The sequence below is a fragment of the Flagellimonas maritima genome, assembly GCF_003269425.1.
In the GTDB taxonomy this organism is placed as follows: Bacteria; Bacteroidota; Bacteroidia; order Flavobacteriales; family Flavobacteriaceae; genus Flagellimonas; species Flagellimonas maritima.
Map to the genome: position 1 here is coordinate 1,677,990 of NZ_CP030104.1, position 15,204 is coordinate 1,693,193.

At 37.0% G+C, this 15,204-nt stretch carries 9 protein-coding genes; 4 read left to right on the plus strand and 5 right to left on the minus strand.

Annotation, left to right across the window (positions count from 1 at the left end; genetic code table 11):
* Position 1 precedes the first annotated feature (1 nt).
* Entirely contained in the window at positions 2 to 2,062 is a 2,061-nt protein-coding gene (locus HME9304_RS07390; protein ID WP_112377976.1) for a PorP/SprF family type IX secretion system membrane protein, read from the minus strand.
* Between the two features lie 5 nt (positions 2,063 to 2,067).
* Positions 2,068 to 4,302, minus strand: a complete 2,235-nt coding sequence (locus tag HME9304_RS07395; RefSeq protein ID WP_112377977.1) for a T9SS type B sorting domain-containing protein — start codon at positions 4,300 to 4,302, stop codon at positions 2,068 to 2,070.
* A 265-nt stretch (positions 4,303 to 4,567) separates the two neighbouring features.
* Here HME9304_RS07395 and HME9304_RS07400 point away from each other — a divergent pair, with 265 nt between their 5' ends.
* On the plus strand, positions 4,568 to 6,256 hold the full coding sequence (locus HME9304_RS07400) for a glutamine--tRNA ligase/YqeY domain fusion protein (RefSeq protein WP_112377978.1): 1,689 nt from the start codon (positions 4,568 to 4,570) through the stop codon (positions 6,254 to 6,256).
* 241 nt (positions 6,257 to 6,497) lie between these two features.
* Here HME9304_RS07400 and HME9304_RS07405 read toward each other — a convergent pair whose 3' ends face one another.
* Positions 6,498 to 7,427: an SPFH domain-containing protein gene (locus HME9304_RS07405; protein WP_112377979.1), complete on the minus strand. Its 930-nt coding sequence runs from the start codon at positions 7,425 to 7,427 to the stop codon at positions 6,498 to 6,500.
* 180 nt (positions 7,428 to 7,607) lie between these two features.
* Between HME9304_RS07405 and HME9304_RS07410 the strand changes: the two genes are divergently transcribed.
* Positions 7,608 to 8,597, plus strand: a complete 990-nt coding sequence (locus HME9304_RS07410) for a hypothetical protein (RefSeq protein ID WP_112377980.1) — start codon at positions 7,608 to 7,610, stop codon at positions 8,595 to 8,597.
* Positions 8,598 to 8,655: 58 nt separating this feature from the next.
* Here HME9304_RS07410 and gltX read toward each other — a convergent pair whose 3' ends face one another.
* The gene (gene gltX, locus HME9304_RS07415; protein WP_112377981.1) at positions 8,656 to 10,179 is read right to left on the minus strand and encodes a glutamate--tRNA ligase; all 1,524 of its coding nucleotides are present in this window, start codon (positions 10,177 to 10,179) and stop codon (positions 8,656 to 8,658) included.
* Between the two features lie 53 nt (positions 10,180 to 10,232).
* Entirely contained in the window at positions 10,233 to 11,282 is a 1,050-nt protein-coding gene (locus HME9304_RS07420; RefSeq protein ID WP_112377982.1) for an alkane 1-monooxygenase, read from the minus strand.
* 73 nt (positions 11,283 to 11,355) lie between these two features.
* On the opposite strand from HME9304_RS07420, the gene HME9304_RS16945 reads away from it, so the two are divergent.
* Together HME9304_RS16945 and ybeY are read left to right on the plus strand one after the other, a co-directional pair.
* The gene (locus HME9304_RS16945; protein ID WP_164674794.1) at positions 11,356 to 14,790 is read left to right on the plus strand and encodes a DUF4175 family protein; all 3,435 of its coding nucleotides are present in this window, start codon (positions 11,356 to 11,358) and stop codon (positions 14,788 to 14,790) included.
* A complete protein-coding gene (gene ybeY / locus HME9304_RS07435) occupies positions 14,783 to 15,202 on the plus strand; it encodes an rRNA maturation RNase YbeY (RefSeq protein ID WP_112377983.1) in 420 nt (139 codons plus the stop codon). Before HME9304_RS16945 ends, ybeY begins: the two co-directional genes overlap by 8 nt.
* Positions 15,203 to 15,204: the final 2 nt, after the last annotated feature.

Sequence of the window (15,204 nt, forward strand, 5' to 3'; positions counted from 1 at the left end):
CTTAGCTATTAAAGTTTGGTTTTATTCGCATGATCCACATTTTATCATCATACGAAGCATTAAGTTTGGTGTAATAAGAAGTCAGCGCATTGGTCCAAGTATCATGTCTTTTGATGTAGACGTACCTGTAATTGTCTTTTGGGTTAACGAAATAGCTTGCGTTCAGTCCTTGGGCATTTAATTTTTTTACAAAGCGTCTTGCGTTTGAAGATTTTTTAAAAACGTTTGCTATGATATAAAAACCAGAGCCCAGGCCATCAACATTGCTAGTCGTGTAAGACACTCGGGAAGATGCATTTTTGGTATTGGTTATATTATTTTGCAGTGTGTTATTGTTGTATTTTGAATTCGTATTGTTTATGGCCAATGCAGAATTAGTATAAGAATCAGCTCCTTTTACATTCATAATCCACGCTTCACCTGCATACGTTCCGTTGAGTTGCGAATGATAAGCATCTACGGCATCTTTTTTATTTTGGAAGCCTTTTAGGTATACATAACTAAGACCGTTCTTGGGATTTTCAAAATAACCGGCATCAATGCCCTGAGATTGAAGTTTTTCCAAAAATGCATTTACGTTGTTTACATCTTTGAAAACATTGGCTATTAAGTAGTGCCCACTCTCAATATTTGGAATATCAAAACTTTTGAACCGCCCAATTTTTCTTTTGGAATACCGATTGGTTCTATCTTTCTTTACCGAAGTATTTTCAGCGACCTTAGGAGATTTTTTATTATTAAGCCTGATTGCTTTTTTTGATGCAGTAGTATTGGAAAGACTATTATTGGAAAGAGATTTTTTAGGTTGGGCGGATACAATATCCATACTGTCCATGTTTGCAAAATATACCGACTTGGCTTTTTCTTGCAATTCTGGCATTTCACCTTTAGTTTCACGCTTTACCATTTTCATAACGGTCTCAAAGCGTCTTTCTAAATCTTTGGTCCTTGCGTTTTCCAATGAGTCTTGACGAAGCAGCAACTCATCCAAAATAATATCGTTTTCAGCTAACTTTTCTTCTAAGTATGCAATTTTCAAGTCTTTCTCAGAAACAGTTAATTCTTCTTCTGGAGTCTCTTCGTTTTTAACAAAATCTTCATTCTCTTTTTCCAGTAGTACACGGTCTTCCGTTAAATTGGGAGTGAACGAATATGCTAAAGAAATCTCATGACTAACACCAAAGTTCTCAAAATCGTTTGACAATCCTTTTTCAACAGTATATCCTAAGGAAAGATTCTTGTTAAGATTAAACCCCAATCCTGCCGAAGCTCCATAAAAATCATCATATCCTGCTTGAATCCATCCGAGTTTTGGAAGGTCTAAGAGAAGATTACCACCAAGTACAAGATTCTCTTCACCTGTTTTTCTAACACGTGCCAATGGCATCAACCTACCCTGTTCTAAAATGCCAGAAGCTTTTTTAAACTGATGGGTATATTGTAAATGGCCCGAATATGTTTTTTCATTGAATTCGGTGACGGACTCACTGCTCTTCAAATTGTAGTCAAAGAGGTTTTCAGCGTATCCGCCAATATCAAAATTTCCATATGATAAATTAAAACCTGGCTGAAATGTTATTAAGGAGCTACTTTCCAAAGTATTAAGAAAAGGGTCTTCCTCTACGGAATTGGCACGGTCTTGATTGAATGCACTTTGATAATAGGAGAAATTAGCACCGAAGGTGAAATTACTTTTTTCACTTAATTTGATACCATAAGCGTAGTTGGTATGTATACCAAAATTATTGAAAAGCCCTTCTCTATTGGTAAACAAACTTACACCTACACCACTTTTATCACCTATTCTACCACTATAACTTAAAAAATATACTTGGTTGTTGTCATTAAAAGAAACCGATTGGTTTCTATGAAATAGATTTATATATGATTTATCCTCTCTTACAGTTGAAAAAGTAGGGTTGATTAAAAATCTATTAAATTTTACCAAGTTCTGTGATGGAACATTATATTCCACAAATTGTGTCTCATCTTCCTGGGAGCGTAATCCAGAAAGAGTAAGCAGTAATATGGTGAGTAGTAGTAGAGGTTTGTTTGTAAGCATTCTGTTTATTTAATAACAGTTATGGTTCCTTGTTTCAGGCTTTGACCACCCCGTGTGATTTTATAATAAAAAATTGCATTTGGTTTATTGAACATTGTGGTGGATTGTGGCCAATTATTCTCATAGTTGGTTTGGCTAAAAATTTCTTCGCCACGTTCATTATATATGTTCACAAGTACATTTTGATCTCTGGAATATGTATTTGGGAGAACCCATAAATCGTTTATTCCATCACCATTAGCAGTAATAACATTAGGGATAGCAAATGTGTCTCTAAAGGTTACGGTCACCACTCTATTTATGGTACAGTTTCCAAAGTTTGCCACTAGAAGATATTCACCTTCCTGTTCAAAATTGTAGAAGTCCTGAGTTCCCAAAAGTGTATTACTCGCGTCAAACCACTGGTATGATTCGGCGCCACTCGCTGTTACCGTTTCTGTTTCACCTTCTATAATTATGATATCATTTGGTTTGTCAAGTGCCAATAAAGATTCATCAAATGCACGTACCGTGATTTCGTTGGAAACTATTGGGCAATCGTTCGTATTAATGATTAGCTGGTAAACACCAACTTGAGTGGCAATAAAATCTTCAGTTGTCGTATCTATAACCTGGCCATCTTTTACCCATTCAAAAACTTCATCTCCAAGACTTTCTGAGCTATTGAAAACTATAGGATCGGCACCTTCGCAAAGAACGGTTCCATTAGAAGTAATCTGAACCGATTCACCTGTTGCCAATTTAACAGATAGATTATTGGATGAAGCATTAAAAGTATTTAGAGAACCATTTAGGCTATATGTACCATTTTCATCGAAATCTGAAACTGTTATGGTTTTGGATGTTTCTCCGTCAAAAGCACTTCCATCTTTATTCCATTGATAAGTAAAAGATGACGATAAATCAGTAGTCACATCAGTTTTTACTCCTGAACCACTGATTGCGTTTATAGTGGCCAAGCTCAGCGTTACTTCCGTATTTTGGCAGGAATTGTAAGAACTGGCATAGTCAACCACAAATTCAAAAGAATCTGGAGAGACAACCGTTGTTTTTTCCGAATCTATAGGTGTTGCAGAGCAACTGCTTGCAGCAGTTTCTGTTACTCTGGCAAAATAAACCCCAATATCATTTATGGTTATAGAGCTTTCATCGGCATCAGTTATAGGCGACCCATCTTTATACCACTGGTACTCGGGAGCATCTGCAGTTGTTGTTACAGAAAGTATTTCGGTCCGCGATGGCAACAGAACAATATCGCCCACATTTTGTCTGGTTACCTCAAAACCACCTTTATTTCTTATAGTTACTGATGAGGAACGTTCCCTACACACCCCTGATCCGTCAATTTCTACTTCGTAGCTGCCTTCGTAGCCCGTTACAGAGGAGTCAACGGTGTAGTTATCCCCATTTACGGTAGGTCCTGATATGATGGCGCCATCTTTGAACCAGGTATATGTAAGTCCTGCGCCAGTAATATTGGCTTGAAGCACATAAGGGTCTCCAGAACAAAGCTCTACGTCCTTGGAACCATCTATAGCAATACCCTGGCTAGAACCATTTGATATTTCAATAGTGTTGGAAAGCGTATTGGCAGATCCTGAACATACAGTTCCATAATCTAACTCTACGTAGTACATTCCTGTACTGGAAACCGTAATTTCAGATGATTTTTCAGAAAGTAAAGTACCGCTTCGATACCAATTATAGCTATGGTTATCTGCGTTGGGCACATTATGTGGGGAAAGAGTTACTGCTCCTCCTCCGCAAATTTCAAGTGCTCCCCCAGGTGGAATTGTACCGTTACCATCTTGACTGATGAGCAGTGGAGAGTTGAAATCTATATAATACATTGGATACGCCTCCGTAGCGGGACTTGTTTTAGCGGGACTTGTACTACGCACTCTCAATTTGAAACCTTCTCCATTAATATCTGTTGGAACAGAAAAAAGAAAATCAAAATTGAATGTCGTGTTTTTGTCCGATACTCTGGAAAGTTCCCTTGGTGAGCCAAAATTTCCATTAGAGTCGGACAATTCAAGTATAAATTCATTGTTTGAATCTACCAGAGGAGGAGTCCATTTAAAGCTTACGGCATATTCATTGAATCCAGCAGAAGCACATGCGGCCGTCCAAACCGTAGTAGGTTGGTTTAGTCCTTGCGCATGAACGGTGTTTGCCAAAAGCGATAATAATGCAAAGGCAATTATGTGAATGCTATAACGTGAACCAATTGTCTTCATTAGAGTTAGTTTTAAGAGGTTTTGGGCAATAATGCCCTATTAAAATTGTGCCCCTTAATTTTATTCAGTTCTCAAAGGCATCCGAAGACGCCCATTTTTTCATATAACATTCTAATACAAATATGATTTTAATTCCAACCAATAAAAAGATATTGTTGTGGGCTTTACCAAAAGTGTTGTGAAATGGCTTTCTTTGTATACACCAAATCATCATTTATAGCTTTAAACGCTTGTTTTTATTACATTTGCGCTTCAATTTTTGGGTATGGCAGAAGAGGTTAAATCACTGAATTTTATTGAGCACATCATAGAGGAAGATCTTGAGAATGGATATAAGACGGAAGAGCTGCGTTTTCGCTTTCCCCCTGAACCTAATGGTTATCTCCACATAGGTCATGCAAGTTCTATTTGCTTGAATTTTGGACTTGGACTTAGGTATAATGCACCGGTAAACTTGCGGTTTGATGATACCAATCCCGCAAAAGAAGAGGAAGAGTATGTAGAGGCTATAAAAAAAGATGTTGAGTGGTTGGGTTTTGAATGGGATACCGAAAGGTATGCTTCCGATTATTTCCAACAACTATACGATTGGGCAGTTACATTGATAAAACAGGATAAGGCTTACGTTGATAGTCAGTCGTCTGAAGAAATTGCACGGCAAAAAGGTACCCCCACAGAAGCTGGAAGGAACAGCCCATACAGAAATCGTTCTGTAGAAGAAAATCTGAAACTGTTCGAAGGCATGAAGAATGGAGAATTTGGTGAGGGAGAGCACGTACTCCGGGCAAAAATTGATATGGCTTCGCCAAATATGCTTATGCGCGATCCTGTTATGTATCGGGTTTTGCATAAAGCACACCATAGAACACATACCGATTGGTGTATTTATCCATTATATGATTGGACACACGGTGAAAGCGATTATATCGAGCAAGTTTCACATTCATTGTGTACGTTGGAGTTTTTACCGCATAGAGAACTTTATGATTGGTTTTTAGACCAATTGGTAGATTCTAAAAAACTCCGCCCCAAACAGCGAGAATTCGCCCGTAGAAACCTTAGCCATACTGTTGTAAGTAAACGTAAGCTACTACAATTGGTGGAGAGTGGGGTAGTAAACGGTTGGGATGACCCAAGAATGCCTACTATTTCAGGGTTAAGAAGAAGAGGATATACTGCAGAATCTATTCGGAATTTTACGGAAACAATCGGAATCGCTAAGCGGGATAATGTAGTCGATGTATCGTTATTGGAATTTCATGTACGTGAACATCTAAATAAAATTGCACCAAGGGTAATGGCTGTACTTAATCCTTTAAAAGTTGTGATTACAAATTACGAAGACGGAAAGGAAGAGTGGTTGGAAGCGGAGAATAATCCTGGAGATGAATCAGCGGGAAGTAGAAAAGTACCTTTTTCCAGAGAAATCTATATAGAGCAAGAGGATTTTAGGGAAGAAGCAAACCGTAAGTTTTTTAGGCTGAAGCTGGGAGGGGAGGTTCGACTCAAAAATGGTTATATTATAAAAGCGGAAAGCTGCACAAAGGATTCTGATGGAAATATTACGGAGGTACAATGCACTTACGATCATAAGAGCAAAAGTGGAAGTGGGACCGAAGAAAGTTTAAGAAAAGTGAAAGGCACACTACATTGGGTTTCCATTCCCCATGCTATTGAAGCCGAAATAAGAATCTATGACAGACTTTTTACCGATGCTACTCCAGATGCCCATAAGGATAAAGATTTTATGGAATTTGTAAACAAGGATTCACTGAACAAACTAATTGGTTTCTTGGAGCCAAGTTTGCAAAATGCCAAAATTGGTGACCGATTCCAGTTTCAACGTTTGGGCTATTTTAATGTTGATTTGGATTCAACAGAAGACCATCTAATCTTTAACAGAACAGTAACATTAAGAGATACTTGGGCAAAATTGGAACAAAAATCTAATTAATAAGATGTTTCTATACGTTTAAGAAGTCCAATAGATTTTAATTATAAATACCAAACGGTTTAAATATCTTTTCTGGTTACTTTAAGTTTAATTAATCCTGAGATATAGGTATTGTTGAGTTCATTAAGTAGCGTTCTTTATATAGAGAATTTCATGAATTAACCTCAAAACAAACTCCAATATCACATTGGAGTCTGTTTTAAAAGCGTCTGTTTTTAGAAAAGGAGTTCAATTATAAATTTTATTCTTTATCCTTCTTCACGTTTGTTTTTTTCATCGATTCGCCAATCATGTTGCTTGCAGTAAACGAAGCGACCATATTGTTAAGCATATCACTACCAGCCTGCGGCGAGTTTGGAAGCAAAATGAGGTTGGTGTTCGTTTCTTCACCAATGGATTGTAAAGTATCATAATGCTGTGTGACGACGATTAACGCAGAAGCTTCTTGAGAATTGATGCCCACTTTGTTAAGTACCTCTACCGACTCTTCCAAACCTCTGGCAATTTCCCGACGCTGGTCTGCGATACCCTGTCCCTGTAATCTTTTGCTTTCAGCTTCAGCCTTCGCTTTTTCAACAATTAGGATTCTAGCGGCATCCCCTTCGAATTGCGCAGCAATTTTTTCACGCTCTGATGCATTTATACGGTTCATGGCAGCTTTCACCTGTGAATCAGGGTCAATATCGGTTACCAAGGTTTTAATGATGTCATAACCATAATCGGACATATATTCCTGTAGTTCGCGTTTTACCGCAATGGCGATATCATCCTTTTTAACAAATACATCATCCAGTTTCATTTTTGGCACTTCGGCACGGACCACATCAAATACAAAAGAGGTAATTTGATCGTGGGCATACTCCAATTTATAAAAGGCATCGTACACTTTTTCTCGAATGACGACAAATTGAACGGAAACTTTGATTTTCACAAAAACATCATCCAGAGTTTTGGTTTCTATCATAACATCCAATTGTTGAATTCTTAGCGTCAACCGTCCAGCAATACGATCCACCAATGGAATTTTCATTTGCAAGCCAGACTGGCGGATGCTATGAAAACGCCCAAAACGCTCAATCGCTACAGCGGTTTGTTGTTTTACAATAAAAAAGGATGAAAAAAGAATGACCAGACCAAATAGAATGATTGGTATTAATAAAAAATTACCCATAGTATGTAGATTTTAAGTTATGTGATTAAAATACAAAAAGACAGTAACACATAGGTAGGATTTAGGAGAGAATTATTACAATTGGAGGGAAACTAGGGGTTACTTGATAGGAAATAGGAATTTTCTTATCTTTAATATTATTCTTATTATACTAAAACCGGACTTTCAAAATTAAGTATTATGGCTACGATTAATGGTGCAATACGTTCATACGCAGCAGCGGTCAGAAGAGTGGAAAGAGAACAACAGCGACAAGCTCGTGAAGCTGCCAAACGATTTAAGGCTTTACAGAAACAACAAGAAATTGAAAATGCAGAACAGGCTGTTTTCGATTGGAACAATTATGTTGAAACAATACAGTCTGTCCATAAAAATTGTACCGAACCTATTAATTGGAAAGAAATAGAGAATACTCAAAACCCCATCGAACCAGAGCATAAATCAATCAATGAAACTAATATTCAAAATAAACTAGAAGCTTTTAAACCTTCTTTTTTTGATAAATTATTTGGCTCTGATAAAAAGAAGATAGAACAATTGAATAAGCAATTAGAGCAGGCAAAAGTTACTGATAAAGAGGAGTATGACATTCTTCATGATAACTATTTAGTTGAATTAAAAAATTGGCAGGAACTTCAAGATATTAATTTTGGTATTAAGCAAAAGGAAATAGAAAGTTATAAAAAGGCTATTGAGTATTTTGAACCTTTTTCTGATATTGGAGAATTAGGTAGTCAAATTAGCTTAAAATTCAATAAGAATAATATTGATGTTGACTTACATGTGAATAGCTTGGATGTAATTCCAGATTATGAACTTAGACAAACTTCTACTGGTAAACTATCTAGGAAAAATATGCCCAAGTCAAGATTCAATGAGTTATATCAAGACCATATTTGTAGTGCTTCTATGCGTGTAGCTAGAGAAGTTTTTGCCTATTTACCAATTCAATACGCTAGAATTAATGCCCTATCCAAAATTATTAATAAAAAAACAGGACATCTAGAAGAGCAACCTATTTTGTCTGTTATGTTTGTGCCAGAAACAATTGAGAGTCTTAATTTAGAAATGATTGATCCTTCTGACAGTATGCAAAATTTTGTACATAATATGAATTTTAGTAAAACAAAAGGATTTTCGATAGTAGAAAAAGTAGAATTAGAAAACTAGTAATTCATAGAATACATCTAGAAACAGAAATTGATCGTGGACATTAAAAAGAGGAAGATCACCCCAAAACCCCCAAAGCCCTCTCGATCCTTATAACACTTTCTCCTCTACCCAGCACAGCGAGAATATCAAAAATATGTGGCCCTTTCATGTCACCAACGATAATCAAGCGTAAAGGTCCCATCACTTTTCCAAAAGAAAGCTCGTTGTTCGTAATCCAGGATTTTATATTGGTTTCAATGGTTTCAGCGCTAAAATCTTCAGTATTTTGTAAAATGTCAGCAACTTTTTGCATCAATTTAGGAGTATCTTCTTTCCATTGTTTTTTTAGCGCTTTTTCATTATAAGTCGTTGGTGCTTCAAAAAAGTAGTGGCCCAGTTCCCAAAAGTCAGACACAAAATCTGCGCGTTCTTTAACGAGAGTGACCACTTTTAGCACAGATTCGTCATTCCAAGCCTCGCGAGACTTCTCTTTGCTTTTAAGTATTGAACTAAATAGACTAGCCAACTCAGCATCACTTTTGTGTTGAAGATATTGATGATTATACCATTTGGTTTTATCGGGATCAAAGCGCGCACCGGATTTATTTACTCTTTCCAAAGTAAATGCTTCAATAAGTTCTTTCAAAGTGAAAAGTTCTTGTTCCGTACCTGGGTTCCACCCCAATAGTGCCAAAAAGTTGACAACTGCCTCTGGGAAATATCCTGCTTCTCGATATCCTTGCGACTCGTTCCACGATAAAGGAAAAACAGGAAACCCTCCTTTTTCACCATCACGTTTGCTTAATTTGCCTTTGCCCGTTGGCTTCATAATAAGTGGTAAGTGGGCAAATGCTGGAGCATTCCAGCCAAAAGCGTTATATAGCAATTGGTGCAAGGCCAAAGAAGGTAACCATTCTTCACCACGAATAACATGGCTTATTTCCATTAAATGGTCATCAACAATATTCGCCAGATGATAAGTGGGCATCCCGTCACTCTTGAACAGGACTTTGTCGTCAAGAACATTGGTATCTATTTTAATTTCACCCCGTATTACATCATTTAAAACCAATTCTTCATCCTGCGGCGATTTAAATCGAATCACATAGTCCTCTCTTGCATTCAGCTTTTGTTGTACTTCATCCGCAGATAGGGAAAGTGAATTGGAAAGTTTTAGACGATTATGCCAATTATATATAAAGGTCTTGCCCTTGGCTTCATGGTCCCGACGATGAAAATTCAAACGTTCGCTAGTATCAAATGCATAATAGGCGTGTCCTTTTTCAACAAGTTCCATGGCGTATGCTTCGTATAAGTGCTTGCGCTCACTTTGGCGGTATGGGCCAAAATCGCCCTTTTTGGGAATTTTAACATGAGAGGGGCCTTCATCAAAAGGGATTCCACACCAGTTCAATGCCTCTACAATATATTTCTCGGCTCCCTCTACGTATCGGCTCTGGTCCGTATCCTCAATTCGAAGTACAAAATCTCCACCATTTTTTTTGGCAAATAGATAATTGAACAATGCAGTGCGCACACCACCGATATGTAATGGACCTGTAGGGCTTGGGGCAAAACGAACCCGAACTTTTTGACTCATGAGCTATTTTGTTGAGTGGCAAAGATACGGTGCATAAAAACGGAAAAAAAGGGCTAAGAATCCGTCTTTTTCATTTCTGCAGGAATGCGGGAGTTCATAATACTAAACCATAAAGGAGGTAAAAATGACAACACCATGGATGTAGGATAACCGTAGGGCATCTGTGGTGAAATGTCGTGATAATCCAATAATTGATATTTTTTGGCCGATTTGTAATGATGGTCGCTATGCCTTGTAAGCTCGTAAAGTACAATCCTACCGATAACGTGATTGCTGTTCCAAGAATGACTTTCCCTAACGCGTTCATACCTTCCCGAAGGCAATTTTTTCCGAATCAACCCATAATGTTCAATATAGTTTACGGTTTCAAGAAGCAAGAATCCGACAACGCCTGTAGCCAAAGCAAATACTAACCCATCCCAACCGAAGAGATAAAAAACAACTGACAAATAGGTGGTTTGAAAAACGGTGTACCACAACATATCATTTTTTATACTGAAGAACGGATCGCCATCAGTTTTGAGCAATTTGGATTGAAGTTTCCACGCGCTAAAATATTGGTGTAAGGTGGAGCTGAACCAAAAGGAGTAGAGGCTTTGGTTATATTTGGCCGTAGCGGGGTCTTCATTTGTAGCGGCATTGGCATGGTGGCCAAAATTATGTTCTATATAAAAATGCATATAGAAAGATGGAAGCAGCAAAAGTTTTCCTAAATGGCGCTCATTGGTGGATTTCCGATGCCCAAGTTCGTGCGCTACATTGATTCCGTTGACGCCCAATACTATACCTACGGAAAAAATGAGGCCTATAATTTCATACAAAGCATAGCTTGTAGTGGAAAGGTCCCACAAGGTGTAAAACAAAAACCCAAATACGATGGGAATATTGAGATAGAGCATCCAATCGAAGAATTTGCTTTTTTCTTTTTCCAAACGTTGCTCATTTGAAAGGTTATTGGGGTCTTGTGGCAGGAGCACTTCCAAAAATGGAATTATGGCAAATGCATAAAACGGGGTAAAGAAACTCCAATAGCCCTTAAAGTAAATACTAATGACCGCAGAAAGTGGAATGGTCATGGCAGCGAGGTATTTAAAATCTTTCATAATAACGGTTTTAACAAAAATTTTCAGCGCAATCTCTTGGTATCGGGTATCTTGGTAATAAATATAGCAGATTTTGAAGAGTTATCACAGAATATTGGAAAAGCTTAATGGCTTTACCAAAAAACTTTATACCAAGCAATTGATCAAGGGTGGGCTGCTTTTTCTAACCCTCGGACTGCTTTTTTGGATAGGGATATTAACCTTGGAATATGTGCTTTGGCTCGATCAAGAATGGCGACTGGCCTTGTTTTTGGTTTTTTTGTTAGTGGAATTGTTTCTTTTGTATAGGTTTATCTTAATTCCGTTGTTTTACATCTTCCGAATAAAAAATGGAATTAGTAACAAAGAAGCGTCACGACTTATAGGGAAGCATTTTCCGCAAGTTGACGATAAATTGTTCAATTTGCTGGAGCTTTCCGAGAATCAGAAGGAATCTGAACTGTTACTGGCAAGCATAGAACAAAGGGCGAGCACGCTAAGCATAGTTCCTTTTACTGAAGCGATAAATTTTAAGGAAAGCTTAAAATATGCCAAATATGTTGTGGTTCCACTATTGCTGCTTGGCTTTATTTGGTTATCTGGGAATATTGTCTCTTTTTTTAATTCGCATAAAAGAATTGTCAACTATGATTTGGCTTTTGAGCAGCCTGCACCTTTCAAGTTTCAATTATTGAACGAAAGCTTGGAGATTTTGGACAATGAGCCATTGAAAATAAATGTCGCTGTGGTGGGTGATGTAAAGCCTGATAATGTATTTATGATAATCAACGGGGAAGAATTGTTGCTAAAACAGGATGGGGAAATATACACGCAATTGTTTGAAGCCCCCGTTTCGGAAAGCAGCTTCTATTTGACTGCCAACGGATGGAACTCAAGAAAGTATATGATTAAAAGCTATAAAACCCCTGTTTTGGCAGACTTTAAGATGAAATTGAATTTTCCGGGATATTTGAAAAGAAGAGGGGAAATTATCACTGCTACCGGAAATGCAATTATTCCTGAAGGAACCAGAATAATATGGCAGATTGAAGGTCAGCATGTGGAGGATATTACTATGGTCACCAAGGATACTGTACTGGCTTTTGAAAAAAACGAAGGTGGTTTTGAACATACCAATACCCTATATAATGATTTGTCTTATCAATTGAGCACCTCCAATGCTTATGTTAAAGATTTTGAGAAATTAGCCTATAACCTGGATGTTATCAAGGATCAAAACCCAGCCATTAAAGTTGAACAGATTCTTGATTCAATCAACATAAATCAGTCCTATTTCACAGGTCAAGCCGCAGATGACTATGGATTGAGCAAAATAAGGTTGGTTTGCTATCCCTCGGATAATGAAGAGGAATTTCAACGAATCAGTTTAGAATCACCTAACACGAATGTGCATCGATTTTATTATACATTTCCATCTGGATTAAAACTTGCTGAAGGCAAATCTTATAAACTATATTTTGAAGTTGTTGATAATGACGGAATTAGAGGCGGTAAAGTTACAAGAAGTCAGATATTCAATATAACTATTTTTGATGATAACCAACTAAAAAACAGAGAGTTAGACTTTCAGAATTCTATTTTGGATAAAATGGATAAATCTTTGGAGAAGTATAGGGAGCAAGAAGAAACCTTATCAAAGATAAATGATAAGCAAAAAGAAGAAAAGACCTTGAATTTTGAGGATAAGAACCAGATAAAAAACTTTCTACAAAAACAGGAAGAACAAGAAATGTTGATGGAGAAATTCAGTAAACAACTAAAGGAAAGTTTAAGCAAGGATGATCAAAATAACGAAACTAAAAAAATGCTGCAAGAACGTTTGGAGCGACAGGAGATGGAAGCAAGAAAGAATGAAAAGCTCCTTGAGGAATTAAACAAGCTGGCAGACAAAATAGATAAAGAAGAGCTCAAAAAAAAGTTGGACGAGCTAGGCAAAAAACAAAATACAGGAGCGCGCAACCTAGAGCAAATATTAGAATTGACAAAGCGATATTATGTTACTGAAAAAGCTTCACAATTGTCCAAAGAACTTGATAAATTGTCTAAGGAACAAGAAAATATTTCAATAGATGAGAAGAACAATAAAAGTCAAGATCAAAAAAAGTTGAATGATACTTTTGAACGACTTGCAAAGGAATTGGATGACCTTAAAAAGGATAACAGTGATTTAAAAAAGCCTCTGGATATCGATGTTCCCAAAAAACAACAAGATGATGTAAAAGATAATCAGAAAGATGCTCTTGAAGAGCTTAACAAAAGTGAGGCATTGGAACAAGACAAACAGGATAATTCACCTTCAAAAGAAAAAGCTTCACAAAAGCAGAAATCTGCAGCTCAAAAAATGAAGGAGATGAGTAAATCTTTACAGCAAAGTTCTATGGGCGGCGGCGGTTCTTCAGTTACGGAAGATGCGGAGATGCTTCGTCAAATTTTGGATAATCTCATCACATTTTCGTTTAAACAAGAAAATCTATTTGAGGAAATGGAGAATGCAAGCGCTGATGTTTCACAGTTTTCCAAAAAAGTACGAGACCAAAAAGAATTACGGAGACTATTTGAACATGTCGACGATAGTTTGTTCGCACTTTCCTTAAGACGTGCAGAATTGTCCGAGTTTGTAAACGAACAAATAACCGAAGTGTATTACAATATTGATAAATCTCTGGAAAGTGTTGCAGAAAACCAGATTTACCAAAGCGCTTCTTATCAACAATATGTTATTAATGCTACCAACAAATTGGCAGATTTCTTAGCCAATATCTTGGATAATATGCAGCAAAGCATGCAAGCTGGCCAAGGGAGTGGACAAAGTAGCGGTGATTTTCAATTGCCAGATATTATTCAGGGTCAGCAAAGCATTCAAGAAAAAATGAATGGTTCGGGCCAACAAGAAAAACAGGGGCAGAGTGGGCAAGAAGGAAAAAAAGGTGAAGGAAAACAAGGGGAGGGAGAAAAAATTGGCGAAGGAGAAGGACAAAAAGGGCAAAATGAAAAGAATGGTGATGGAAAAACCGAAGGTGATGGAAATGGAAAAAGTGGAGCTGATTCACAAAACGGTAATGAGGGTCAAGACGGAAATTCTTTGGAAGAAACGGGGTTAAGTGAAATTTACGAGATTTATAAAGAACAACAATATTTACGTGAGCAGTTGGAGAAGCAGTTGAATGATTTAATCAATAAATCAGATAAAGATTTGGCCAAGAAACTAATAAGGCAAATGGAGGAATTTGAAAATGAACTTCTCGAAAATGGAATTACGAATAGGACCAAGAACAAAGCGAATACAATTCAACATCAACTGTTAAAATTGAAAGATGCATCCTTACAACAAGGTAAGAAAAGTGAAAGGGAAAGCAATGCCAATAACAAGAGCTATTCAAATCCCATTACTACAAAACCAGATCAGCTAAAGGGTTTCCAAAACGATGTTGAGATATTAAATAGGCAAGCGTTACCTTTGCACCAAAATTACCAAAAGAGAGTAAAAGTATATTTTAAAAATGATTGATTTTCACTTTGAATCGGAATTTGTTTTAAAAAATAAATCAGATTATTCCGATTGGATAAGTAGAATAATAGTAAGTGAAGATTTTATAGTTGGGGATGTGGATTATATTTTTTGTACAGATGATTACCTGCTGGAAATCAATAAAGTCTACCTCAACCATGACACATATACTGACATTATAACTTTCGACTACGTTAGTGGAAAAGTACTATCAGGGGATATTTTCATATCTATAGAAAGGGTTGTAGAAAATTCGAAAATATATAAAGAGAGTTTTAAAAGGGAGTTACTTAGAGTAATGAGCCATGGTGTTCTTCATCTTATGGGGTATGGGGATAAGCAAGACGAAGAGCAAGAAATCATGAGGAAAAAGGAAGAAGAGAAAATTAAAATGTTCCACGTGGAACGTTAGCT